This window comes from Treponema denticola (assembly GCF_024181645.1).
GTDB lineage: Bacteria > Spirochaetota > Spirochaetia > Treponematales > Treponemataceae > Treponema_B > Treponema_B denticola_A.
The window spans coordinates 2,232,673-2,256,337 of record NZ_CP058624.1 but is presented as its reverse complement, the minus strand read 5'-3'; the positions used below and the strand labels follow the sequence as shown (position 1 = coordinate 2,256,337).

Annotated in this window: 22 protein-coding genes; 7 read left to right on the top strand and 15 right to left on the bottom strand. The window is 37.3% G+C overall.

Translation table 11 applies throughout. From position 1 onward, the window contains the following. Nucleotides 1-85 precede the first annotated feature (85 nt). Nucleotides 86-1,318: an arginine deiminase gene (arcA, locus tag HO345_RS10615; RefSeq protein ID WP_253682878.1), complete on the top strand. Its 1,233-nt coding sequence runs from the start codon at nucleotides 86-88 to the stop codon at nucleotides 1,316-1,318. A 53-nt stretch (nucleotides 1,319-1,371) separates the two neighbouring features. On the opposite strand, the gene HO345_RS10610 is transcribed toward arcA, so the two are convergent. Further along, a complete protein-coding gene (locus tag HO345_RS10610) occupies nucleotides 1,372-1,563 on the bottom strand; it encodes a DUF1902 domain-containing protein (protein ID WP_002685138.1) in 192 nt (63 codons plus the stop codon). Nucleotides 1,564-1,611: 48 nt separating this feature from the next. Further along, entirely contained in the window at nucleotides 1,612-2,319 is a 708-nt protein-coding gene (locus tag HO345_RS10605) for a tRNA 2-thiocytidine biosynthesis TtcA family protein (protein WP_010693549.1), read from the bottom strand. Between the two features lie 85 nt (nucleotides 2,320-2,404). Between HO345_RS10605 and HO345_RS10600 the strand changes: the two genes are divergently transcribed. Further along, nucleotides 2,405-3,646: a galactokinase gene (locus tag HO345_RS10600; protein ID WP_253682877.1), complete on the top strand. Its 1,242-nt coding sequence runs from the start codon at nucleotides 2,405-2,407 to the stop codon at nucleotides 3,644-3,646. An 89-nt stretch (nucleotides 3,647-3,735) separates the two neighbouring features. On the opposite strand, the gene pdxS is transcribed toward HO345_RS10600, so the two are convergent. Next, a complete protein-coding gene (gene pdxS, locus HO345_RS10595; protein WP_002666038.1) occupies nucleotides 3,736-4,584 on the bottom strand; it encodes a pyridoxal 5'-phosphate synthase lyase subunit PdxS in 849 nt (282 codons plus the stop codon). Nucleotides 4,585-4,739: 155 nt separating this feature from the next. On the opposite strand from pdxS, the gene HO345_RS10590 reads away from it, so the two are divergent. Together HO345_RS10590 and HO345_RS10585 are read left to right on the top strand one after the other, a co-directional pair. Beyond that, complete coding sequence (locus tag HO345_RS10590; protein WP_253682876.1) at nucleotides 4,740-5,264, top strand: PsbP-related protein; 525 nt, start codon at nucleotides 4,740-4,742, stop codon at nucleotides 5,262-5,264. A gap of 14 nt (nucleotides 5,265-5,278) precedes the next feature. Then, on the top strand, nucleotides 5,279-6,376 hold the full coding sequence (locus tag HO345_RS10585; protein ID WP_253682875.1) for an amidase domain-containing protein: 1,098 nt from the start codon (nucleotides 5,279-5,281) through the stop codon (nucleotides 6,374-6,376). A 65-nt stretch (nucleotides 6,377-6,441) separates the two neighbouring features. On the opposite strand, the gene HO345_RS10580 is transcribed toward HO345_RS10585, so the two are convergent. The 4 genes from HO345_RS10580 to HO345_RS10565 all read right to left on the bottom strand — a co-directional run bounded on the left by HO345_RS10580 (nucleotide 6,442) and on the right by HO345_RS10565 (nucleotide 10,551). After that, nucleotides 6,442-7,110, bottom strand: coding sequence for an HlyC/CorC family transporter associated domain-containing protein (locus HO345_RS10580; protein WP_010693534.1), 669 nt, complete (start codon nucleotides 7,108-7,110; stop codon nucleotides 6,442-6,444). Between the two features lie 316 nt (nucleotides 7,111-7,426). After that, nucleotides 7,427-8,482: an ATP-binding cassette domain-containing protein gene (locus tag HO345_RS10575; RefSeq protein ID WP_253682874.1), complete on the bottom strand. Its 1,056-nt coding sequence runs from the start codon at nucleotides 8,480-8,482 to the stop codon at nucleotides 7,427-7,429. Next, nucleotides 8,472-9,188 (bottom strand): GTP-binding protein, encoded by a 717-nt coding sequence (locus HO345_RS10570; RefSeq protein WP_253682873.1) that lies wholly within the window; start codon nucleotides 9,186-9,188, stop codon nucleotides 8,472-8,474. Before HO345_RS10570 ends, HO345_RS10575 begins: the two co-directional genes overlap by 11 nt. 55 nt (nucleotides 9,189-9,243) lie before the next feature. After that, nucleotides 9,244-10,551 (bottom strand): ABC transporter substrate-binding protein, encoded by a 1,308-nt coding sequence (locus HO345_RS10565; RefSeq protein WP_253682872.1) that lies wholly within the window; start codon nucleotides 10,549-10,551, stop codon nucleotides 9,244-9,246. Between the two features lie 55 nt (nucleotides 10,552-10,606). On the opposite strand from HO345_RS10565, the gene HO345_RS10560 reads away from it, so the two are divergent. Then, entirely contained in the window at nucleotides 10,607-11,257 is a 651-nt protein-coding gene (locus HO345_RS10560) for a Crp/Fnr family transcriptional regulator (RefSeq protein WP_253682871.1), read from the top strand. Between the two features lie 45 nt (nucleotides 11,258-11,302). Here the strand turns inward: HO345_RS10560 and hcp are convergent, their stop codons facing one another. Together hcp and HO345_RS10550 are read right to left on the bottom strand one after the other, a co-directional pair. Further along, nucleotides 11,303-12,934 (bottom strand): hydroxylamine reductase, encoded by a 1,632-nt coding sequence (hcp, locus tag HO345_RS10555; RefSeq protein ID WP_253682870.1) that lies wholly within the window; start codon nucleotides 12,932-12,934, stop codon nucleotides 11,303-11,305. A 242-nt stretch (nucleotides 12,935-13,176) separates the two neighbouring features. Further along, the gene (locus HO345_RS10550) at nucleotides 13,177-14,790 is read right to left on the bottom strand and encodes an ATP-binding protein (RefSeq protein WP_253684602.1); all 1,614 of its coding nucleotides are present in this window, start codon (nucleotides 14,788-14,790) and stop codon (nucleotides 13,177-13,179) included. A 91-nt stretch (nucleotides 14,791-14,881) separates the two neighbouring features. On the opposite strand from HO345_RS10550, the gene HO345_RS10545 reads away from it, so the two are divergent. Further along, entirely contained in the window at nucleotides 14,882-16,303 is a 1,422-nt protein-coding gene (locus HO345_RS10545) for an alpha-L-fucosidase (RefSeq protein WP_436411231.1), read from the top strand. A gap of 92 nt (nucleotides 16,304-16,395) precedes the next feature. Here the strand turns inward: HO345_RS10545 and HO345_RS10540 are convergent, their stop codons facing one another. From HO345_RS10540 to HO345_RS10520, 5 genes are all read right to left on the bottom strand, one after another. Then, nucleotides 16,396-17,181 (bottom strand): hypothetical protein, encoded by a 786-nt coding sequence (locus tag HO345_RS10540; RefSeq protein WP_253682868.1) that lies wholly within the window; start codon nucleotides 17,179-17,181, stop codon nucleotides 16,396-16,398. A 36-nt stretch (nucleotides 17,182-17,217) separates the two neighbouring features. Then, nucleotides 17,218-19,338: a methyl-accepting chemotaxis protein gene (locus HO345_RS10535; protein ID WP_253682867.1), complete on the bottom strand. Its 2,121-nt coding sequence runs from the start codon at nucleotides 19,336-19,338 to the stop codon at nucleotides 17,218-17,220. A 190-nt stretch (nucleotides 19,339-19,528) separates the two neighbouring features. Beyond that, entirely contained in the window at nucleotides 19,529-20,314 is a 786-nt protein-coding gene (locus HO345_RS10530; RefSeq protein WP_253682866.1) for an ABC transporter permease, read from the bottom strand. A gap of 18 nt (nucleotides 20,315-20,332) precedes the next feature. Beyond that, entirely contained in the window at nucleotides 20,333-21,133 is an 801-nt protein-coding gene (locus tag HO345_RS10525; RefSeq protein ID WP_010693502.1) for an ABC transporter permease, read from the bottom strand. 15 nt (nucleotides 21,134-21,148) lie between these two features. Beyond that, nucleotides 21,149-21,934, bottom strand: coding sequence for an ABC transporter ATP-binding protein (locus HO345_RS10520; RefSeq protein ID WP_253730968.1), 786 nt, complete (start codon nucleotides 21,932-21,934; stop codon nucleotides 21,149-21,151). Nucleotides 21,935-22,038: 104 nt separating this feature from the next. Here HO345_RS10520 and HO345_RS10515 point away from each other — a divergent pair, with 104 nt between their 5' ends. After that, nucleotides 22,039-22,614, top strand: coding sequence for a glucosaminidase domain-containing protein (locus HO345_RS10515; protein WP_253682864.1), 576 nt, complete (start codon nucleotides 22,039-22,041; stop codon nucleotides 22,612-22,614). A gap of 41 nt (nucleotides 22,615-22,655) precedes the next feature. Here the strand turns inward: HO345_RS10515 and HO345_RS10510 are convergent, their stop codons facing one another. Continuing rightward, a complete protein-coding gene (locus HO345_RS10510) occupies nucleotides 22,656-23,555 on the bottom strand; it encodes an MFS transporter (protein ID WP_253682863.1) in 900 nt (299 codons plus the stop codon). Between the last annotated feature and the right edge of the window lie 110 nt (nucleotides 23,556-23,665).

The window sequence follows — 23,665 nt, the reverse complement described above, 5'->3', positions numbered from 1 at the left end:
TCAAAAAAGTCTTCCTCCATACGTATTGAATTCTTTGCCCTTATCTTGTACAATCATCCGGATTATTAAACTTTAGGAGAATTGCATGGCTGTCATAAATGTTACAAGCGAAATAGGAAAACTAAAAAAGGTGCTCTTGCACCGTCCCGGAAAGGAACTTTTAAATCTTACCCCCGATAAACTTGACGAACTATTGTTTGATGATATTCCGTTTTTAAAAGTGGCTCAAAAAGAACACGATGCTTTTGCCGATATTCTGTCTAAAAACGGAGTGGAGGTTGTATATCTTGAAGACTTAGCGGCTGAGGCTCTTTCTCAAAGTGCGGAAATCCGCGAAAAATTTATAAAGCAGTATATTAACGAAGCTGACATCTATTCCGAATATTATCAAAAGATGATCTATGATTTTCTTAATGCAATCAAGGATCCGAAAGAACTTATCCTAAAAACAATGGAAGGTGTAAACGCAAATGAGATACCCTTTAAGAATACACATTCGCTTTCGCACTATGTTCTGGATTCGGGCTCTATGATAATAAACCCTATGCCCAACCTCTACTTTACCCGCGACCCCTTTGCATGTATAGGAAACGGAGTCAGCTTAAATAAAATGTACTCCGTAACAAGATGCCGTGAAACTATTTACGGGGAGTACATATTTGAGCACCATCCCGAATATGCCGGAAAGGTAAACAGATTCTACAATCGATATGATGCTCCCAGTATTGAAGGCGGAGATATCTTAAATATCGGTAAAGATGTTTTGGCGATAGGGCTTTCACAGAGGACATCCGCCAATGCCATCGATTCTATAGCAAACAATATCTTTTATAACTCGGATTCCCCTATAAAAACGATCTTAGCTTTTCAAATCCCTGCTATCAGGGCCTTTATGCACTTGGACACGGTCTTTACTCAAATAGACTTTGACAAGTTTACCATTCACCCCGGAATTCTAGGGCCTTTAAGAGTCTTTGAAATTACCCGAGGTGCCAAAAAGGGAGAACTCAACGTAAAGCAGATTGATTCTACCTTGGAAAAGGTTCTTGAAAAATATACGGGAGCCGGAAAGATTGAGCTTATCCAATGTGCCGGAGGGGACAAGATTGCAGCCGAACGCGAACAGTGGAATGACGGTTCCAATACCCTTTGCATAAGTCCGGGCACAATAGTCGTTTATGAAAGAAACGATGTTACAAATGAAATCTTAAACAAGAAGGGCTTAAAAGTCCTCGAAATGCCCTGCGGTGAACTTTCCCGCGGCCGCGGCGGCCCCCGCTGTATGAGCATGCCTCTATTAAGGGAAGATATAAGATAAATTTACATAAAGTTTAAAAATTATGGTCTATACCGCTTTGCTTCATGATAGCATTAGCGGTATGCCGTGATTTTATTTTGGAATCGCTGATTATTCTCTTGGAGCAGATCAGGCACGGCGTATCGTACTCTTTCCATAAGGGCATCAATAGAACCGCTTTCAAGAACAAGGCCTCTTATATCATCGCTTGTTGCTATCCATACCCCGGCTTCATTGTCCCAGTTTATTTTAATGATATATTCCATGATTATAAGTTTATCATAGGCGGGATATTTTTACAAGTGTAAATTATTTCACGGCAGATATTCGGGTAAGATATTCTTTAGAGAATTAAAAAGGTTTATCTTGAGCTTGTAGGAGCCGCCTGTCAGGCGGTCGAGTCTTGAGCGGGCTGTTTTGCGGGCGGAGTTTTCTTGAAAGTTGCAGGTGCAGGTCGAACATATATAACCGGCCTGCTCCGAATGGCGGATAATCATGGGGAGGTCTGCAAGACAGAGCGGTCTTATCATCGTAACGGGATATTTTTCAAATTTTAAGACAGGGGGCATTGTAGACAAGATGCCCTTTTCTAAGGAATTCATCAAAAGGGTTTCCAAAATATCATCCAAGTGATGGCCTAAGGCTATCTTATTAAAACCTTCCTCCATGGCAAACTTATTTAGCTCGGTGCGCCGTTGGGTTGAGCACCACCAGCAATTCATCTTTTCATTAGGTTTTAATCTTCCCAAGACAGAAACGGTTTTTATCGTTAACGGAATATTCCAGTTTTCAAACATTTTTATTAAATCAGGAGAAAGGGGAGGGGCTACATCGGTTGCAATGTGCATAGCATGAACTTGAAATCTAGGCGAGGGGCGTTTTAAGCGCATCGAAAAATACTCGGCTAAGGCCGTAGAATCTTTTCCGCCTGAGGCAGCAAGTAAAATTCGGTCTCCTTCTTCTATCATCTTATAATCAAAAACAGCCCTGTCGATTGTTCTAAAAAGTTTGGGGTTTGCCATGAATATGAGAATAATATTTTTTTAAAAAAAAGACAATGGCTTTTGTTTTAATAAGCTGCCTGCCGATAATGAATAGAGGTGTTATATGGGTTTTAATGCGGATATAAAAAAATTGGAAAACATGGACGAAGGCGAATTAAAAGTTGAACTTAAAAAGCTTTTTGATGAGGTTTATGGCGCTTCGCCGGAAGAAGGAATTTTAATAGCCTCTCCTCTTAGTTTGACCCTCATGGGCGAAGAGCTGGATTATAACGGCGGAAATGTTTTAAATTTATGCTGCGATAAATCTATTTATTTTTTTATTAAAAAAAATAACTCGGATAAAATTTCTTTGACGGATTTGGTTTTAAATAAAAAGTTTGAAGGCCTTATAAGCGGACAAGCCGGAAAAAATCAAAATCCGGACAGCAGGAAAGAAGGTTTTGCAAGCTCCATATTCAATATTATTCTTTTAACGGCACAAAAAATTAATAAGCATTTTGAAAATCCTTTAAGCGGTTTTGATATAATGGTCTTCGATAAGTTACGCTTTAAAACAGGGCAGACCTCATTACCGGCCTTTGAAGCGGGCTTTTGTACCGGGCTTTTATCTATATTTAAACTTAAAGAGAACTTTAAAGCTATAGCCTCGCTGTGCTTGGAAGCCGAACATGAAATCTTAAATACAAAGAGAGGGCTGTCAAATCAAATATCTTCTTTTTCGGCAAAACAAGATGCTCTTAATTTATTTGACTCTAGGGATCTTTCTTTTTTAAGTCTGCCTTTAAATTTAAGAGAATATGGAATAGTAATAATAGGTACCCGCTCAAATAGTGAAGCTTATAGAACTTCTTCCAATATCCGCTACATGGAGTGTGAAGAGGGCTTGCGTATTTTACAAAACAAATTAGACTTGGATCATCTTTGCGAAATAACCGAAGCTGATTATACATACTATCAGCCTAGTTTTTTGGATAAGATAATTATGCGGAGGGTAAAGCATTGCATTACCGAAAACTCAAGAACTTCTAAAGCGGTAATGGCTTTAGAGGATGGAGACATGGATCTTTTGGGAAAACTCCTTTGTGAATCCCATATTTCGATGAGAGATGATTTTGAGCTTATGAGTACCGAACAAAATATTCTTTTTGAAACTGCCATTATTCAACGAGGATGCCGAGGAGCAAAGTTAGTCGGGAATACGGAAGGCTGCTATATTCTGGCCTTGGTAAAAAAAGATGCTCTTGACGAATTTTATCTTGAGGTACATAAAAGGTATTTTGAAAAAACCGGAGACAGCCCCGAATTTTTTGAATTTAAAAGTGCTGCAGGAGTCCGCATTTTATAAAGATAGGTATAGAATGAAAAGAGGTGTTTTAATGAGTTTAGAAGCTCGTTAAAACACCTTCTTTTTTGTTTAAGATTGAGTAAGGTGCCTTAGACTCCTCTTTCGCTCATTATAACTTTTATTTCTTCTTCGTTGATTCCGACCATGGCAGGGCCGAGGTTTTCTGAAACCTCTGCTAAGATTGCAGGATTATCGTAATTTTTTACGGCCTTTACAATGGCTGCTGCTCTTTTTGCCGGATCGCCCGATTTAAAAATTCCGCTTCCGACAAAAACGCCGTCAGCTCCAAGGTGAACCATCAAGGCTGCATCTGCCGGGGTCGCAACTCCTCCTGCCGAAAAGTTCGGAACGGGGAGCTTCCCGTGCTTATGCACATATTCTACAAGGGCATAAGGCACTTGGAAATTCTTTGCAGCGACATAGAGCTCATCTTCGCGAAGGCATGTCAGCTGGCGCATTTCACTTTGGATTTGGCGCATGTGTTTTACAGCCTGAATAACATCTCCGGTTCCGGCCTCACCCTTTGTGCGAATCATCTTTGCGCCTTCTTGAATTCTTCTCAATGCTTCTCCCAAATTTCGGGCACCGCAGACAAAGGGCACCTTGAATTTGTTTTTATCGACATGGTAAACCTCGTCTGCAGGAGACAGAACTTCGGATTCATCAATAAAATCGATACCGATAGCTTCCAGAATTGAAGCTTCTACAAAGTGGCCGATTCTGACCTTTGCCATAACGGGAATTTTTACTGCCTTTATGATTTCTTTAATCATCTTAGGATCGCTCATTCTTGAGACCCCTCCGGCGGCCCTTATATCGGCCGGAATTCTTTCGAGGGCCATGACTGCAACGGCTCCTGCATTTTCTGCAATCTTTGCCTGTTCGGGGTTGGTTACGTCCATAATGACTCCGCCCCTTAGTTTATCTAAAATATCCACAAAAACCTCCATAAATGTTTAGAACGGGTGCAATTATACCGCAAAGCAGGGATAAGTTAAAGTAGGGTATAATTGTAATGACTAAAGATAAACCTTGACATTTTTCCTCATCTTTTGTATAGTTTTTAAGGTGGTTTTATCATAGGAGCCGTTTTATGAAAAAAAAATTATCGATACTTTTTTTTATCTTTATACTGATTTTTTCTTTGTCATCTCAAGATTACTATATAGATGACTTTAAAGATTTTACCTTTGAAATACCTGACGGTTGGGAAACAATGACCTATCCCGGACTGAAATATAAGATAATATACGGCGATTCGGTAAAGGGGCTAAATCAAAATATGATTTTTGTTTCCGAAGAAGTTTCAGGTTCAATGGAGGAAGTCGTCAGTGAGTATTTATCCGGTCAAAAGAATCCTGATGACCCGGCTTCCGATTCTACAATAATAACGCAAGAAAAATTTGAAAATAATTATAATTTGGAATCACGAAAAATAATTATTGAACTTCATGAAGAGAAAGGGATTGTAAAACATTATTTTTATTTGTTTAAGCACAACAGCATTCTTTATGTATGTGCGGCTACCCTATCCCATGATATTGAATCTGAAATTGTAGAAATGCTCGATGCCTCTATGAAAACATTTCAGGTGCTTGATAAAAAAGAAGAAGAGTAATTTAGTTTTAATTCATGGAAAAAAAAGCAAAAAAAGCGAAACTTATTTTTGTTCTCTTTATAATTTTACTTTGGATAATTGTAATTTTAAAACTGTATCCGATAATAAAAGAATTTAAAGAAGCTAAAGAAAATGAAGGTAAGCACGATGTAACCGTAAAAGCAAAACCGAAAAAAGAAAACACAAGAGAGGAGATTTTTTTTAAAAAATATGCTGAAAGTTTATACTCGGAATATTATGATATTCCGGATGTTTCAGTTTACGATTATATACCTGATGACGAAACCTATGGTTCGAATGAAAAATTCTATTTTGTTGTAATAGAAAAAAAGTTAAAGTTTAATTCGGTGTATCAGCTTCCTTTTGTTGCCGGAATGAAAAAGGCTGCTGAATATTTTAAAGACAATAAAAAAGCTTTGAATCAATATAACAAAAGAACTACTGAATTAAAAAAGTATATAGGTAAAAAGCAAATTGAAAACAATATTTTTAAGATCACATTTACCGAAAAAGATAATTTTGAAAACATAAAAATTGAAATAGCAACCTATCATACAAAAATAGATGCTTTTTCTTTAAAACCTCCGGAGCCAGAGGTGCTTATGCAAAACGGGTTTGATTTTATAAAATATCATGTTAATACAAATTCAAAAAAGGTTAATTACAATAATGCGGCTGCCGTCGGCTATGCAAATAAATACGCCTCTAACCCCTTAAATATGTCGAGCGATATTTCGGTTTGGAATCCCGAATACAAGACATATGATAATGATTGTGCAAACTATGTTTCTCAATGTATCTATGCAGGCGGAATTTCGCCGACAGCTGCTTGGTATCCTGAAAGTCTGATTTGGATCAGGACCGGTAGTCCCAGATATACCAGCAGCGGGATAACCGACTATATGCAGCAAAAGAAAATATTTTATTCAACAAATTATTCTGCCGTAAGTGAGGGCGGCTTTATCTGCCTTACAAAAGAATCCCACGTCGTGTTTATCACATCAAACGATAGTATCACCATATTGTTTAACGGTCATACAAATGACCGCAAAATGGTTTCCTTCCCTCACTTAAACGAATCTGAAGCAATTTATTTAAGTCCGAATAATTAGCTTGCAGTTTTTACTTTGTTTGATAGATGCCTGTTCTTATAAATAGTCCGGATTTAAACCAAAACTCAATTTTTATGTTCATTAATAGGAAGAATTTTAATATATCTTATCAGGTCATTATCCATTTCATGGATAATGAATTTATATTCTCCTATGTCGGCTTCCAAACCGAGGTGAGGTGAGCGTCCCTGTTGTTTAAGATAGTTAAACAAATAACCTGCAACCGTGTTTCCGTAAGCTTCATCAAAATCCGAGTCCAGCCTGTGATTTATCTCATGGATACTGGTGCCGCCGTTTACGATATAATCACATTCGTTTCCTGTTCCATATTCGCCGCCTTCGTTTAGGTATTTTTTTACGGCAAACAAAACTGCTATAGCGACAACGCCCAATAGGGCATCAAACATACTGCCATGGTCGGCAATAATTTTTCGTGCAATAGTATAAAGCACAACCTCAAGAGCACTTCCCGGTGTATGTTTTATAAGCATGTTTACAAATTCGAGACCGATTACAAGAGAAAATATCAATGATAAGAATTCGGAGAATGAAGGAATTTTGTTACTGTAAATAAATGCATAAACCATTTCTTTTATGTCAAAGAAAATTTCGATAGAAAGAATTAAAATTCCAATAAGCATCGCAAAAGATAGAACAATTTCGATTCGTCCTGCCAACCTTGCAGCTCTTCGTCTTAGATTTTGTTGATGAAAAAAAGCTTTAATTTTTTGCATAATACTCTCCTTGTCCGATAAAAAGAAAGCAGCCCGAAAAGGAGGAGAAAGGGCTGCTTGTGAATAGAATAATAGTGTGTATCTTCTGTGTGTGAAGATAATATACTTAATTTTAAAATAAATGTCAAGCACTTTTATGAAAAAAATTATATTTTCTGCTATTTTTTTGCATATTATGCGGTTTTCTAACATATTTACCGGCTCTTTTGCATAATAATCACTGAAATCGGACACCACTCAATGGTGTATCGATGAATAGAGGATAACGATGATACCGACCTTACCCAAGAAGAAGTGGAATCTTTATCATTCTCCCCTATTTTGTAAGCCCAAGTTCTTCTCCTGCCCTTAACCTTGTTCTCATATTTTGAATTTTTGCATCCATAATTTCAAGCTCGGCAAGGATTTCTTTTTCTTTTTTTGAAGTTTCTATAACAGCTGCTATTCCTCCGTTTTTGATAACTATTCGCTTGTCCGCATAGAGGGCCAGAGCCGGATCGTGTGTGGCCATTAAAACAATTTTTTCCTTTGAAACCAAGAGTTCCAAGGCTTTTTTGCGGTCAATGCCTGCGTTTTCTATTTCGTCTATGAGGACGATGGGAGAGGCGCTTAAAATAGCCGTATCCGCAATCATAAGAGCCCTCGACTGTCCTCCGCTCAAGGCCGTTATCGGCGTATCCAAATTAAATTTTTCGCCTGCAAGATTGTTTGCCGCCTCTATGATATTTTTTACCGCACCTTCCTTGTCTTGGATTAGCCGGCTTTCCGCATGGAGCTCGATAAATTCTTTGACGGATAAATCCATTACAAAGTTCATATTTTGAGAGAGCTGAGCTACAAGTTTATTGTTTACTGAAAAACGGATTGTCTTGTCGGGTGTTTTGCCGTTAATTAAAATGCTGCGGTTTGTAGGGGTATCCTTTTGGGCCGTCCACTCGATGTCGGCAAGGAGCCTTGATTTTCCGGACCCTGTCGGACCTACAATCGAAATGATTTGAGAGGTATAAAGGGTAAGCTCATCAAAGTTTTCGGTTTCGCCTGACTTGTTTGTTCCGGGAAGAATTGTGAGGCTGTGAACCTCGTTTGCATTTTCCAAATTAAGGAAGGACTTCATTTGAATTATGTATTCAAAAAATGCAGAGTAAAGTTCTTCTCTGTTTATTGCTTCTTCTTCACAAACTTCATCGGAAAGCGATTGTAAAAAATCTTTTAGAGTCTGCTCTTTGTTTTTTAAAATACCTATTTCAATCAAGCGGTTTTCATTTATAAAATCTTCGATAAAAGGGTATTCGCTTAAAATATCTTGAATCGATTTTTCAGAAAGTTTTTTAACCTCTGTATTTTCATCACTTAAATAAAATTCATTGTTCATTTTTTTCCCCCTGCTCCTCGGCAATTTTCATCTTGCGGATATTTCCCATCTGGAAATTTTCTCCTATTCTTGTTTCACCCAAACAATAAGAGCAAAGAGCGGCAGGCATGGGAAAGCGGAGCTCCATTCCTTGTACCGTAGAAATATCCTCGGCCTTATCCGTTAAAAGGGTGCTGAGCTCAAAGGCACCTTGGCCCGTAAGACCGTTTACATGCATGATGACTGCCCTAGGATTTACGGCATTTACCCTTGCCGCAAAAACTTCGCGTTCAGCTTGAGAAACGATGTCTCCCTTTGTGATAACTACGATGTCGGCTGACTTTAAAAGAGGGCCTATTTTTTTTGGTGTATTTATCCCCGACAGGTTATCGATTACACAGATACCTAAAATATTTTTTATATAGGGGGAACAGCGGTTACAAAGCCCTGCGGACTCGCTTACCAAAAGGTCAAGCCCTTCCTTGATTCCCCATTGCACGGCCTCTTCTATGTTCGATACAAAGAAGTGGTCGGGACATAGGGAACCTGAGATTCCTTTTTGGACGGGAACTCCGGCCTTTTGATATAGAAGGTCATCATCAGTATAAAGGCAGTCGAATTTTACTGCCCCCGTTTTTATATTTTGTTTTTTTAAGGCATCTATTGTTTTTAAGATTACGCTTGTTTTACCCGACGACGGCGGGCCTGAAAATATTATTAAGTTCATAAATATAATATAACAAATCTATGTGACGAAGTCTGTAACGGATGTTACACAGACCTTAAATTTTTCCGGCAGCTGTTTCAAAATCGGTTTTTATTTTTTCCAAAAGAGAACCTATATCGTTTTGGTAAATAAAGTCCCAACCTACCCAAGAAAACTTTTTATCTTCACTCAAACGGTTATCGACATCGGGATTCGTTGACGGGAAAAAACCGCTTTCGGAAAATACCCTTCCGGTTTTTTCCGAAAGGAAGAAATCCGCAAAGGCCTTAGTTAAAGCTTCATTTTCTTTTTTTACGAGCATAAAAATCGGAGCCGCTATAGCCCCGTCTTTGGGCCAAACCGTTTTTAATGCCGAATCTTCTTTTATCATCTTTGAAAAAAAGTAGGGGCTTATGTTTATTGCAGGAGGCTCATTGACAACGGATTTAGGATTTTTTAAAACCAGAGATGCTTTTCCCTTTACCATTTGTGCCGGATGAAGAGAGGTGCGGCAAGCCCTGCCCAATTTTTTTATACCTTCATCTCCGAAACGGCTGTAAATATTTAGAATTACCGAATTAAACAAATCCAAATCGCTGAATGGAATAGCCGCCGAATTTTCAAATTCGGGTAAGAGGAGGTCTGCCCAAGTTTCGGGCATTTTTCTTCCTCTTAACAGCTCGGTGTTTACAATCATTACTGCGGGAACTACTCCGATAATTGCATAGTTTTTTTTGCCGTCTCTAAGGTCTATATAATCGTTGCAAAAATCCTTATTCATTTTTTCGATTGAACAATGAAAATCTTTGTTCTCGATAAAGGAGCCCATTAGTTTTTTGTCGAAAAAAAGCTCGAACCCTGCGGAGAGGAGGATATCGGGGAGGTTTTCCTTTTTTCCTGTTTGAGCTTCTTTTATTATCCAGTCGATTCCGAGGTTTGCGGAACGAAGATCATAGCTGATTTTATAGTTTTGTTTTTCAAGCTCATTTTTATTTTCTTCAATATACTCGGAATGAAATTCTTTAAAGGCTTCAAGCAAGGGGATTCTTATGGGACATGGAAGCACTCCCTCAATTCTTATATTTTTTTTGCCGTCATCATAACCGGTGTTTTGTGCGTCTTTCTTTTCTAAGCTTAAATCTATTTCGGCAAAACCGATATTTTTATTTTGTTCGATAACTTCAATAAGCTCTTTTTCGCACAAACCGATATCGAGGTTTTTCGACAAAAGGGCTTTTTCAAGACTAATCTTTTTCCCCATTATTTTGCGCATAAGGGGATTGGTAAGAGGGGTAAAACCTTTTTCTGCCAAGTATCTTATCGTTTCAGGAAAGCGTTCGGTAATATCAAAAACACTTTCATCCATATTAAAATATTTATTCATTATAATCCTCCGATCTATAATCAAGTTAAAATCAAAATAACCCGAAATTAAAAGTATGAATCCTATTTTTAAAAATATATCCGCTCAAGAAACGGAAAAATATTTAAAAAATACCAAGGCCAAAACCCTCAACTATAAAAAAGATGCCTTTATCTTTTTTGAGGGCGATACTCCCGCTTTTATTTTTGTTTTAAAATCGGGTATCGTTCAAATCGAAAAAAACACTGCCGATGGAAAGCGGCTTATTGTAAACCGCTTTGAAAACCCCGGTACGGTTTTTGCCGAAGTCTATGCTCTTTTGGATTCGGCTATCTACGATTACTCATGCCGTGTAATTAGCGATGCCGAAATTCTCCGCCTCCCCATAGAAGGTGTCTTTGGTGCCGGAGCGTACTCCGAAACTCATTTTAAGGTTCTAAAAAACCTATTAAATATTTTGGCTCATAAGGCTTATTTTTTAAACCAAAAGCTTCTTATCTTTTCTTCATTCAGTCTTCGCCAAAAGATAGCCCTCTATTTATTGCAGCAGGCTGAAGGAAGTTCAAGGGTTGAGCTAAACCTAAACAGGGAGGCTATGGCTGAATACTTAGCCGTTCCTCGCCCATCTCTTTCCCGCGAGCTTATGAGCATGCAAAAAGATGGGCTTTTAAAAATCGAAAAAGATACCATCATTGTCAACCTTGATAAACTCGAAGACTTTAGCTAATGGCCTATGAATAAGAGCCCTTGGCCTGTCATTCCGATTATGTTTCTAACCGAAAAAATGTTTTATATCATCTTCTATTGAAGAGATTCCAGATAATCCGAATTTGCTTATTAAGACCTCCTTTACATTGGGCGAAAGGAAACCCGGAATAGTAGGCCCAAGGTGTATGTTCTTTACGCCTAAGAACAATAGAGCCAAGAGTACTATAACGGCTTTTTGTTCGTACCATGCTATATTAAAAATTATAGGTAAATCATTAATATCGCTTAGGTTAAATATTTCCTTCAATTTAAGAGCTATAAGGGCAAGGGAATAAGAATCATTGCACTGTCCTGCATCCAATACCCTTGGAATGCCGTTTATATCTCCAAGATTTAGTTTATTATACCTGTATTTTGCACAGCCTGCCGTCAGAATGACGGTATTTTTTGGAAGAGCCTCCGCAAAACCCGTATAATAAGATCTTGTTGTGTGTCTGCCGTCGCAGCCGCCCATTACTATGAATTTTCTAATATCCCCGTTTTTGACGCTTTCGACAATTTTGTCGGCAAGAGCAAAAACTTGGGCGTGAGCGAAGCCGCCTATAATCTTTCCGCTTTCAATTTCTTTGGGGGGAGGACAGGATTTTGCCTTTTTTATAATTTCGGAAAAGTCCTTATGTCCGTTTTCATCGGCTTCGATATGAACACAGCCGGGATGTCCTGCTGCATTTGTCGTGTACATTCTTGATACATAAGAAGCCTTCGTAGGAATTATACAGTTGGTTGTCATAAGGATTGGGCCGTTAAAACTTTCAAATTCGGAAGCCTGTTTTGCCCACGAATTACCGTAATTACCTGCAAGATGCTTATATTTTTTTAGTTTTGGGTAATAATTAGCAGGGAGCATTTCGGAGTGAGTATAAACATCAACTCCTGTACCCTCAGTTTGCTCAAGAAGCATTTCGATATCTTTCAGATCATGCCCCGATACAAGGATGCCCGGATTATTTCTTACACCTATCGAAACTTCGGTTATTTCGGGGTTACCGTAGCTGCCTGTGTTGGCGCTATCCAGCAGGGCCATTCCCTTAACTCCTGCTTCTCCTGTCTTTAAGGTAAGAGAAATAAGTTCATCAACACTCAAATTTTCATCTATGAGCATTGAAAGCGTTTTTTGAATAAAGGCATCAACCTCTTCGTCTTCATAACCTAAGGCGTTAGCATGTTTTACATAGGCACATAGCCCCTTTAGACCATAGATAATAAGTTCTTTTAAGGAGCGCTTATCGGGGTCTTTTGTCTGCAAAACACCTATTGTCATGGCCTTGCCCAACCTTTTCGGTATATCCGAATCAAGATGAGCTTGTATCTCCGGATCAAGTGGTCTGTTTAAGGAACTATGCAAATCATGAATTGCTTTAAGAGTAATATTTATTCTGTTGTTAATTGCTTTTTCATCAAAATTTGCATTAGTTATTGTAACAAAAAGGTTTGTGCTTACGATGTGGTTAATTTCTTTTTCAACCTTAATCCCGTTTTCCCTCATATAACTTGTCACCTCGGAAAGCTTTTTTGTTCCCCAGATGAGAAAGTCCTGTAATCCTGCAACTAAGGGATTTTTCCCGCATACTCCGACCCTTACGCAGCCTGAATTTTTAAATGTCTCCTGACATTGAAAACAAAACATAGTGTCCATAGTATTCTCCTATAAAAACTTTTTGCAGCAAATATCAATTTGCAAAAAAAGTTTTTTCTAGTGTGTGCCGAAAAGCACACACATATAATAATGCGATGTTTTGTGCAAAGCACAAAACTCGGTAGATAAACAGTGAAACAGTATTTCTGTTGAACTGTTTATCATACCTCCTATTTTTCAAAGGTTTGAGTAAATTATAAGCATTTTATGAATAGAAGTCGGTAACGGATGTTACGAGGAGGTTAAATTTTTTCGGTTTTCCAGTCTTTTATGGTACGCTTTTTTTCATCAAAGGATGAACCGATTAAGACAATTTTTTTACCGCTTGATTTAAAAGGAGCTGCATAGCCTTTTTCTTTTATCTGTTCTATTGCATCTTCCGAGCTTCCGTTTCCGTCAAGTTTAAATTCGAAGATATAAACCGCATCTTGTGTATGGACAATACAATCTGCTCTTCCGGCAGCACAGTGTATTTCTGTTTCGACAAATTGTCCCATCAGCTTAAAAATCAAATAAACGGCAGTCTGATAATTTTGCTCTCTAAGTTTTAGCTTTTCTTTGGGAAGATTATCGTAAGGAATTCCGGCAATTATGGACTGCATTCTTTCCATAAAACCGTCCACATTTCCTCCTTCAATATCTTTAGAAAATTGGGCAACGGAATAAGCCGCTTCCGAGCTTTTAATATCCGAGTAGACAGGTAAAAGATTGCTTAAAAAACCGTAACGGACTTCATCGTTAGGAAAGCCTAAAGAATAAAGCCTGTATTTTGAATCATATTTTTTTATTGTTAAATAGCCTGCCTGAAACAAAATCGGAAGAGGATTTTTTGTGTCGGCTCGGTAATCGGCTAAGCCGGCCTCATCAAGCTCAACATTTCCGTCTAAGTCGGGAATATTATAATCAGCCTCTTTGAGGTAGTTTACCAAAAAGGTCGGAGTGCCCGTAGCAAACCAATAGCTTCCCACATCTTTTGCCGAAAAAGCATTTAGAAGGCTGAAAGGATTATAAACGCTTTTTCCTTCTTTTGCAAAAAGATATCCGTCATAGCGTTTTTTAAGAAGGCTTAAACATTCTTCATAGCTTATCTTTTCTTTGTCTGCCAAGACCTGAATTTCGGGAGAAAATACGGCCGTTAATTCTTCTTGGGTTATACCGCAAAGAGCAGAGCAATCTTCGTGAAGGCTTATGTCTTGTAAGTTATTTAAGTCACTGAAAATACTTACCTTACTGAATTTTGTTACTCCCGTTAAAAATGCAAAGCGGATATACTTGTCGCAAGTTTTTATAACGGAATAAAAAGCTTTGAGTGTGCTGCGGAATTCTTCGTTTAGAGTTTCATTTACATACATTGTTTGTAAGAGGGGCTTATCATACTCGTCTACGAGGATAACTACCTGTTTGCCCGTTTTTTCATAAGCAGTTTGTATTAAAAAAGCAAAGCGGTTGCCAAAAGATAAATCGTTCCCCTGTATCCCGAAACGAGCCTCCTCGGCTCTTAAAAAGAATTCAAGGCTTTCGTTTAAAGACCCGGGTAAGTCATAGCGTCCCGTATTAAAATCCAAGTAAAGAACGGGATATTGAGTCCATGCTTCAGTTCCTTCTTTTTTAGTTCTGTTTTCTTCGGCCTCTTCAATGTACAGCCCCTTAAACAATTCTTTTTTTCCTAAAAAGTAGGCTTCGAGGGTAGAAAGAAAAAGACTTTTTCCGAAACGGCGGGGGCGGCTTAAAAAGTAGACTCTATTTGAATTAGTCAGCTTAAAAATAAATTCGGTTTTATCTACATACAAAAATTTATCATTACGCATGACTTCAAAACTTTGTACTCCTATAGGTATCTTCCGTGAAAAATCCATCATTTTTGCCTCCCCAATCAATCGTTAAGTGCTTATTCCCTTTATCTATTATATATTATAATTTACAGGGATTCAAGTATTGATAAATTTTATGGGCTTGCCTCTTTTTGCTCACTTGAAATCTCTTATTCTATCCTATATACTCAATCTTATGAAACCGGATAAAATCATACAGTGGCAAAAATTAGGTTTTGGAATGTTTATTCATTATGGGCTTTATTCTTTATGCGGAGGCGTTTGGAAGGGTGAGCCTATAAAGCGCGGTTATAGTGAGCAGATTTTAAGTCACGGTAAAATTCCTAAAGAAGAATATAAGGCCTTACAAAATAAATTTACCTGTAAGAATTTCGATGCAGAAAAAATATGTGCTCTTGCAAAAGCTGCAGGAATGAAATACATCATTATCACGGCAAAGCACCATGACGGCTTTTGTCTTTTTGACACAAAGACTACCGATTATAATTCGGTAAAAGCCCCTGCAAAAAGAGACCTTATTGCAGAGCTTTCTCACGCTTGTAAAAGAAACGGTTTAAAGTTCGGGCTTTATTTTTCTTGGATAGATTGGAACTGTGAATATGCTCTTCCTATAAGTGATCATAACAGCGATAAAATTCCGCCCAAGCATCAGAAATTTAATATTGAGCAGCTGAAAGAATTGTTTACAAATTACGGCCCTCTTTGCGAGCTTTGGATGGATATGGGTTTCCCGACAAAAAAACAAAGTGAAGAAGTAAGAGCTCTTGCTCAAAAGCTTCAGCCCGATATGATGATAAACGGCCGTATATGGAATGACTGCGGAGATTTTTGTACAATGGGGGATAATAAATTTCCTGATAAAAGTTTAAATGTTCCTTGGCAAACCCCTGCTTCAATTTACCATGAAACATGGGGCTACCGTTCATGGCAAAGACGGGGAGATAAAAATAAAAAGGCCCAAGAGCTTATAGAAAGCCTTATAAGGGTAAGGGCGATGGGAGGTAATTATCTTTTGAATATCGGCCCAAAGGGCGACGGCTCCGTGGTAGCTTTTGAAGCTGAAGTCTTAAAGAAAATAGGCAGCTTTTTTAAATCAAAAGCGCCTTCTCAAGGGTGCGCAAAAAAACTTTGTAAAGAATTAAATTTAGATCTTCCTCGAGAGAGTATTTTAGAATTAAGCGAAGAAAAAAATGAAATCCCCTTTACAAAAAAACTATACCGTTTTACGGGAAAAGATTATTACTCTTCTCATTTTATTTGCACAGAACTTGAACTTAATCTAAAAATTTCAAAAGGATTACACAAAACAGATTTGTGGACAATAAGCCTCGTCAGAAAAAAGCCCCTATCCCAAGATGAGGTTTTGGAAATAAACGGAAAAGAATTTTGCTTCCCCGCAAACAAAAAAGAATTGGAAATTTTTAAAAACATAAAAATAGAAAAACCTCTCACAATTTTAGTATCTACAAGCGGAACACCTTCATTGCGTAAGGCCTTAAAACAGGATAACTTAATTTTGAGAGTAGAAGGAAAATGATGCCATTTGATTATTTGATTTTATATTTCACTATTTACAGTTTTATCGGAAGAGTTTGTGCCCTAAATTCGGCGCTTTAAATAAACTAATAATTACTCCACTGTTATTATTTCAATAGTTTTCATAAAGTCTTCACTTATTTTATACAATTCCCGTGCAGTTTTACTTTCGATTGTACCGTCAATTATCTTTTTTACAAATTCAATATCTCCGGTTTCGCCTGAAGGCATTTCGTTTTTCCAGTCTCCATTTTCTTCAAAGTACTGAGGGGCTTCTTGTTTGAATTCATCAGCGCCCCTTGAAAAGGTACATTCTAGCGTATACATGGGCGTTGTTGTATAATAACTCATTTGAAACATAGAAATATCAGGTGCAAATTGCGAAACCCGAATGTTTCGTGCAAATTTGTGACCATTCACTTCAACAGCCCCTCTAGCAGTTCTCAAATCTTGCGGTAAAGTTGAAACAGACAAAACAGCTTTTGCATATTCTTGAAATGTTTCTGGCAGTTCGAATTTAATGGAATCATCTATATAGTTTTTTTGAATGAGCTGTACATAAAAATTCACCCCATTTTTTAATTCAGCGTTAATATAATAATAACCTTCTTTGTCATTTGGCATTAACCTGTATTCTCCATTGTTAAAAGAAATTTTTGTAATCTCTTTTTCGATAAGAGCAATCCATGGTTCTTTTGTTTTAGTTTCAGTAATATTTTCCACATTCGTGGCATTCTGTGCAATAGAGCTTGATTCGTTTTGCACTTCAGTTGCAGTTTCCGTTTCCCTTGTAATGCTTTCATTCATGCTTACCTCAGTGTGTTTACTGCACCCAACAAGCATTCCCGCCAATACCAATATAAAAGCCAGTTTTTTCATAAAAATCTCCCCGTACAAATTTATTCTTCTCAATTTTTAGACTTTAAATTTTTCAACCTCGTTTACGAGATTGCCGATATTTTCTTTATTTTTTTGAGTGATGATGTTGACTTCTTGAGTTGCCTCATTTATTTGAAGAGCACCAGCTGACATTTCATTCATACTTGCAGTGATCACTCTTGTAAGGTCATCGAGTTTTTGCATTTCAACGGCAATGTTTTTTCCTCCCTCAAGCATTTCGGCTGAACCGTCATTTACCTGTGAAGTGATTAAATTGATATTATGAATTGCCGTCAAAACTTCACGGCCGCCGTTTTCTTGCTCTTTCATTGCAAGCATAAGAGTTTCACTCATCTTTTTTACCTGCTCAGATAAAGCGAAGATGCTGTCAAATTTTTCTTCGGCCAATTTTGAAGAAGACGAAAGGTTTTCAATTTCTTTGCTTAAAATCTTTAATGTTGAAGTTATTGTTTTTCCCTGTGAACTTGATTCTTCTGCGAGTTTTCGAATTTCGTCGGCAACAACGGCAAAGCCTTTTCCGGCTTCTCCGGCATGAGCTGCTTCAATAGCTGCATTCATGGCAAGGAGGTTTGTTTGACTTGCTATATGTTGGATAACGCTTGAAGCTTCTAAAAGACCGCCGGATTCCTCCGAAATTTTTTGAGTTACGGTATTTGATAGTGAAAGAGTTTCTTTTCCTTCTGCTGTAGCTCCTGCAAGATTTTTGATTGCGTCATCCGTTCTTGCAAGAGTCTGAGTTATGGAGCTTATGTTTCCTACCATTTGCTCTATTGCCGATGAGGATTCGGCTACACTGGCAGCTTGAGATTCTATCATGCCGTTTAATTGTGCGATAGTTTTAATAATCTGTTCAATAGTTGCTGAGGTTTCGGTAACGCTCGCCGCCTGTGTAAGGGCTTGTTGTTTTACTCCTTCTATGTTTGTACTTATTTGATGTATGGCACTTGCAGTTTCCGTCATATTACTTGCAAGCTCATTTCCTATCTGTTCCATTTCTTGAGTGCCTGAACCTACCGTTTTGATTGAGTTTCCGATTTTTTCAATTGTTTTGTTAAAGTATTTTGATAAATCGGTTATTTCATCATTCCTTTTGATCGGTAAGCGTACCCTTAAATCTCCATCACCATCTGCAATATTTTTAAGAGCTTGCACTGTTGATGTAATGGGTTTTACTATTGTAAGGGCTATAACAGCCGTAAGTATAATAGATACAATCAATATGCTGATACCTATAAGTCTGATTGTGATTTTTAAAGGCCGGAGACTGCCGGTAAGTTCATGAACAGGAGCACTGATTATGACTTTCCAGTTTTTCGTTTTCATAGGAGAATAAGCGGCTATTTCTTTTTGTCCTTCATATACAAATCTAGCTAAACCGGCTTCAGAAGATGCTAAAGCTTTTTGTTCAAAATCGGCAATGCTTTTAAGTTCAGGGTCGGATACGGCTTTTTTAATGCTGTTCTCTTGTCTTTTAACCAGTTCTATGTCCTTATCGGCAATCGTTGTTCCTGAAGCATCAATAATATAACAACCTCCCGTTTCTCCTATTACGATGTCGTCGATTAGATTGTTAAGATCTAAGCCGTTAACTGCGGCACTAAACACGCCTAAAATATTGTGTTCATCATCATAAATAGGTACGGAAAATATAATTTGAAGTTCACCCGTTGTACGGCTTATAAGAGGCTCAGAAATAAAATTCCTGCCTTTAATAGCCTCCTTATACCAGTCCCTATCACCGACAAAAATGGAAGTTCCGTCAGGAGAATATCTTATACCGTTTTTATCGGAAACTCCAAAGTATTCTATCGTTTTATTCCGCTCTGCATCTTTTTGTAATGCCTTTACTTTTTCAAAAAAAGTGAGTTTGGAATCGCGCAGTGCCGGAATACGCGCAAGGCCTTCCAAAAAATATAACAAGGCATTGGCCCGTCCGTCGACAATTTCTGCCGTATCCTTTGCCTTCATTATTAAAGCCTCTTCAATTTTTTCCATTAAGGCATTTCTTGCTACAAATAAAGCAGAGGCTCCCATTGTAAATCCTCCTATCAGGATTAACCCACCAAAAAAGAAAACTAATTTTCTTAAGATAGAAAACCGTCTTCCCTCCTTCTGATAATTTTTTTCACCTACCATATTTAGAGTTCCTTTCAAGTATTATTTTAAAAACTATTTGTAATTGATTTTTATTGAATGTACATTAAGAATTGACAGATGCGATTGTACACTAATTTTTTTATTTTTACTAGGCGTTTATGCAATAAATAAATGAAAAAGATTATAATGGAGAAAATTTATAAAATAGAAATTTAGAACCGATGCGTTTTTACGATCCTGTCGACTTATATTTCGAAACTCCGAGCAGCCAAAAAAGATAAGCAGGAATCAAAAACAAAAATGAAAGAAGAGGTAAAAAGGCGAGAGCAGGATTTTTGTATTTATCGAATAAAAACAAAAGCGGATAGTATTGAAAAAGGGCATAAGGAATTATAAATGTGCAAAAGCGTAAAATTTTATTTCCGTATATTGAAACAGGGTATGAGGCAAATGTTCTGGCTCCATCGGTAAAGATATTCATAAACTCAAGACTTTGTATGGTAAAAAAAGAAATAGCTGCATAGATTAAAAAAAGACCTGAAAATACCGCTATGCCTCCTAAAAGCATTGATATAATTGTAAACACCTTTAAAAAAGACCAATCTATATTTCCGAATCTTATGCCGTAAAAAAATAAAACGACGGCTATGAGCAATCTTCCTATCCTTGAAAATTCGAATTTACTTCCCAGTACTTGAAGGGGTAAATTTCGGGGACGCAAAAGAAGTCTGTCAAAGTCTCCGGTTATAATCAATGCAGAAAATGAATCAAAGCCTCGTGCATAGCTTTCGGTAATGGCAAAACTTAACTGCATTATTGAATAACAAAAAACAACTTCGGCAAAGGAAAAACCTTTTATGGACTGAAAGCGCGCAAATAAAAAATAAAGAGCAGCCGCGCTGTTACAGGTTAAAAGGAACTGCCCCAAGCAGGATAAAAAAAATGAAGCCTTGTATTGCATTGTGCTTTTTAAAAGAATACCTAGATATTTAAAATAAAGTTTTAAGCCGTTCATAATTATCCTAAATTTTAATTAGCCTCCTTGCACTACCAACCTTTTTTCTGCTGCTCTTGCAATAATTTTTCCCGATAAAAATAAAACGAGGAGCCAGAAGACTTGTAAGAGTATTTTTTTACCTGCATCGGCAGGTAAAATATCGTAAGAAAAAATTCTTAAAGGAATATTTTGAATTCCCGTAAAGGGAGAAAATTCCAAAATCTTTTTTATTGTTTCAGGGAAAAAAGGAATAGGGATTATCTGCCCCATGAGCATCTCGGAGGCCGAGAAAAATACTATTTGAAGCCCTTTGGGAGAAACAGTAAAAAAACAAAGCACGTATATCAGGCAGGTAAAGGCTGCTGCCGTGCAAAGCCCCAATATCATAGAAGCTATAAATATAAAAAAGGTAATAGGATCTGGCATTATCAAACGGTAAGGCTGAGGTAAAATTGAGGCAATTATTAAAACCGGAAAACATCTTAAAAGACCTCTTGCAAGTCTTAATGCAACCGAGCGGGTAAACCAAAGATTGTATATGTTTATCGGTTTAGACATTTGATACGCGATGGAGCCCGAAACAATCGAATCGGTTATATCACTTTCAAATGTCCACATTGCAAAAAATGCTAAGAATGCCTGCTGCATCCAAATATAAGAAACAAAAGCAGAAAAGCCCATAGGAAAATTTTCCGGAGAAGATTCATAAAAGGCCTTAAATAAAATGATATTTAAAGTTCCCCAAGCAAATTGAGTTGAGATACCGGCAAGAGCTGCTGCCCTGTATTGTAAGTTTGCGATAAAACGTATTTTAAAAAAAGAAAGATATTTTTTCATAAGCCGTACAGCCCTTTAACAATTCTCTTTATAAAATTCGGCAAGGCTTTCATCCAAAGATAAGGAATCTTTCTTAATGTCCTTTAATGTGCCGTCTAAAAGAATCCGTCCTTTGTCTATTAAAATAATACGCTCGGTAATTGCTTCGATATCCTGCATATCGTGGGTTGTTAAAATAATAGTCGTTTTATTTTTTTTGTTCAGTTCCGAAATAAATTTTCTAACCGTCAATTTTGAAAGAGCATCAAGCCCGATTGTCGGTTCATCCAAAAAAAGAATTTTGGGACTATGTAAAAGAGAAGCTGCAATTTCGCACTTCATCCTTTGGCCTAAAGAAAGCTGACGGGCAGGTGTTTTGACAATTTCTTTTAATTCTAAAAGATTGATCAGCTCTTCCAAATTGTTTTGAAAAAGATTTTGAGGTACAGAATAAATATCCTTTAAAAGTTCAAAGGAATCTATAACGGGGATATCCCACCACAGCTGAGTTCTTTGCCCAAAAACTACACCGATGTTTTTTACATATTCCACTCGCTTTTTCCATGGAACAAGACCTGCAATTTCGCAAGTTCCCGAATCGGGAGTAAGGATTCCGCAGAGAACCTTTATGGTAGAACTCTTTCCGGCCCCGTTCGGTCCGATGTAACCTACGGTTTCTCCTTCGTTAATTGTAAAAGAAATATCATTTAAAGCTTTTATATATTCATAGTCCCTCTTAAAAAGAGCCTTTGCTGCTTCCTTTAAGCCCTTATTTCTTTTTGCGACCTTGTATGTTTTGCAAATATTTTGAACCTTAATCATTTTTTCTTCCATAAAAACTTTTACAGGGGCGGTATAATATCATTAAAAAGAAACTTGGTCAATAGAAAATTCAAGTCTAATTTATTTTCTCCGAAACTATAGCTATGAGAAAGCGGATTTTTTATATCTTTATTTTCGGTTTATCGTTTTTGTTTTTTTCTTGTTTGAGTTTTTTTGTACGGCCTCCTCATTTAATAGAAAGCCGAGGCAGATGCTCGGCTGAGGATTTAACCGTTTTTTTTATGAGCCAAAACCCCAAGGCCGATAGGGAGAAGGTAAAACGGCTGGCTCAATTTTATATAGAAGAAGCTGATGCAGAAGAAATAAATTCGGATATTGCTTTTTCGCAAATGTGTTTGGAAACGGGGTTTTTGCGTTTCGGAGGTCTTGTAAGCGAGGCGATGAATAATTTTTGCGGACTGGGCTCACTCGGGGACGGAAAAAAAGGAGAAAGTTTTCCAAGCGAAAAGACGGGAGTTTTGGCCCATGTTCAGCATTTAAAAGCCTATGCTACGGCTAAGCCCCTTGTCCGTCCGCCGGCTGATCCGCGATACAAATATGTTAATCCTAAGGGGAAGGCTCCTACAATTTACGGGCTTGCCGGAACTTGGGCGGCAGACCCGAATTACGGCAAAAAACTTGAAAACATATTGACAAGATTGTACAAATCGGTTTATTAAGAGAAGCGGTTTTATTCAATGTAGAGACTCTTTTAAACTTATCAAATTCTTTCTATAGAGATGTCTGAAAGTTCATTTGCCTTTGTAAACATATCCTTGATGATTCTATAAGAACCTAAGCCTGCAAACAAAAAGCCGAGACCTAAGCTGGGAAGAATGGATTTTATAAAGACCGGATCGGCAAAAAATACCGGAGAGAATTTTACAAAGGATACAAAATCTAAGCTGACCTCTTTTTGGACGGCTAAAAATAAACCTATGTATTCGGCAAAAAGCAGAGCAAAAACTATCGCAATGATATTTATTATAGCACCTGTTTTGGTTGCCTTTCCTTTTCCAAAATTATAACCGTAAAATGCAGAGTAGGCTATAAAATATCCTGCAATGGATGCATAAAAACCGAAATAGCCTATTAAGATCCAAGCTAAAGAACCGACTAAGGCTCCTATAATACAGCACAAGGCTCCGGTCAAATAATTATTCGGTTCATTGTTTACTTTTTCCATCTTAGTTTTAAAATTTTCTACACATTCTGAGCATAAAAATGTTGGAACGTTCTTGATTTTATAAGCATTTGTTTCCCGTATTTTATTACATGAAAAGCAAACATCGTGTGATTCTAACTTTGTTAAAATATCGGAAAGATCTTTTAAGAAAAATTCAAACTCTGAATCGTTGTTATTGCAAGCATAGGTCAAGGATAACAAATCTTCGTCCATATTAAAGGTTTTTATCTTTCCAATCTTTTTTTGCTCATCTAAAAAAGCGAATAGGTCTCCCTTTGCTCCGCTTACGGCACAAGAAGTTTTAAGAACAAGTTCTTGATTGGTTGATTTATCTTGCCTAATAAGAAATTTATTATTGCCTATATTTCCTGTCCAAATACCGTTTACATTTTTAAAAAAGAAACGGTTAAGTATTTTTTCCACATTATCTGTCATTTAAATAGCTCCAAATATTTTATCGCCCTTATTCTATCAAAAAATAAAATAAAAAACAAGATAAAATTTTTTTAAGTGCTGGATAGTAAACATTACTTTTTTCATTTTAA

Coding starts and splice junctions, on each gene's coding strand:
- HO345_RS10605 (WP_010693549.1), bottom strand. CDS start 2,319: ATGGCAAACCCCAAACTTTTTAGAACAATCGACAGGGCTGTTTTTGAT.
- HO345_RS10510 (WP_253682863.1), bottom strand. CDS start 23,555: ATGACAGATAATGTGGAAAAAATACTTAACCGTTTCTTTTTTAAAAAT.
- hcp (WP_253682870.1), bottom strand. CDS start 12,934: ATGGACACTATGTTTTGTTTTCAATGTCAGGAGACATTTAAAAATTCA.
- HO345_RS10575 (WP_253682874.1), bottom strand. CDS start 8,482: ATGAACAATGAATTTTATTTAAGTGATGAAAATACAGAGGTTAAAAAA.
- HO345_RS10560 (WP_253682871.1), top strand. CDS start 10,607: ATGAATCCTATTTTTAAAAATATATCCGCTCAAGAAACGGAAAAATAT.
- HO345_RS10525 (WP_010693502.1), bottom strand. CDS start 21,133: ATGAAAAAATATCTTTCTTTTTTTAAAATACGTTTTATCGCAAACTTA.
- HO345_RS10585 (WP_253682875.1), top strand. CDS start 5,279: ATGGAAAAAAAAGCAAAAAAAGCGAAACTTATTTTTGTTCTCTTTATA.
- HO345_RS10515 (WP_253682864.1), top strand. CDS start 22,039: ATGAGAAAGCGGATTTTTTATATCTTTATTTTCGGTTTATCGTTTTTG.
- HO345_RS10580 (WP_010693534.1), bottom strand. CDS start 7,110: ATGCAAAAAATTAAAGCTTTTTTTCATCAACAAAATCTAAGACGAAGA.
- arcA (WP_253682878.1), top strand. CDS start 86: ATGGCTGTCATAAATGTTACAAGCGAAATAGGAAAACTAAAAAAGGTG.
- HO345_RS10600 (WP_253682877.1), top strand. CDS start 2,405: ATGGGTTTTAATGCGGATATAAAAAAATTGGAAAACATGGACGAAGGC.
- HO345_RS10545 (WP_436411231.1), top strand. CDS start 14,882: ATGGGCTTGCCTCTTTTTGCTCACTTGAAATCTCTTATTCTATCCTAT.
- HO345_RS10610 (WP_002685138.1), bottom strand. CDS start 1,563: ATGGAATATATCATTAAAATAAACTGGGACAATGAAGCCGGGGTATGG.
- HO345_RS10535 (WP_253682867.1), bottom strand. CDS start 19,338: ATGGTAGGTGAAAAAAATTATCAGAAGGAGGGAAGACGGTTTTCTATC.
- HO345_RS10530 (WP_253682866.1), bottom strand. CDS start 20,314: ATGAACGGCTTAAAACTTTATTTTAAATATCTAGGTATTCTTTTAAAA.
- HO345_RS10565 (WP_253682872.1), bottom strand. CDS start 10,551: ATGAATAAATATTTTAATATGGATGAAAGTGTTTTTGATATTACCGAA.
- HO345_RS10520 (WP_253730968.1), bottom strand. CDS start 21,934: ATGATTAAGGTTCAAAATATTTGCAAAACATACAAGGTCGCAAAAAGA.
- HO345_RS10570 (WP_253682873.1), bottom strand. CDS start 9,188: ATGAACTTAATAATATTTTCAGGCCCGCCGTCGTCGGGTAAAACAAGC.
- HO345_RS10540 (WP_253682868.1), bottom strand. CDS start 17,181: ATGAAAAAACTGGCTTTTATATTGGTATTGGCGGGAATGCTTGTTGGG.
- HO345_RS10590 (WP_253682876.1), top strand. CDS start 4,740: ATGAAAAAAAAATTATCGATACTTTTTTTTATCTTTATACTGATTTTT.
- HO345_RS10550 (WP_253684602.1), bottom strand. CDS start 14,790: ATGGATTTTTCACGGAAGATACCTATAGGAGTACAAAGTTTTGAAGTC.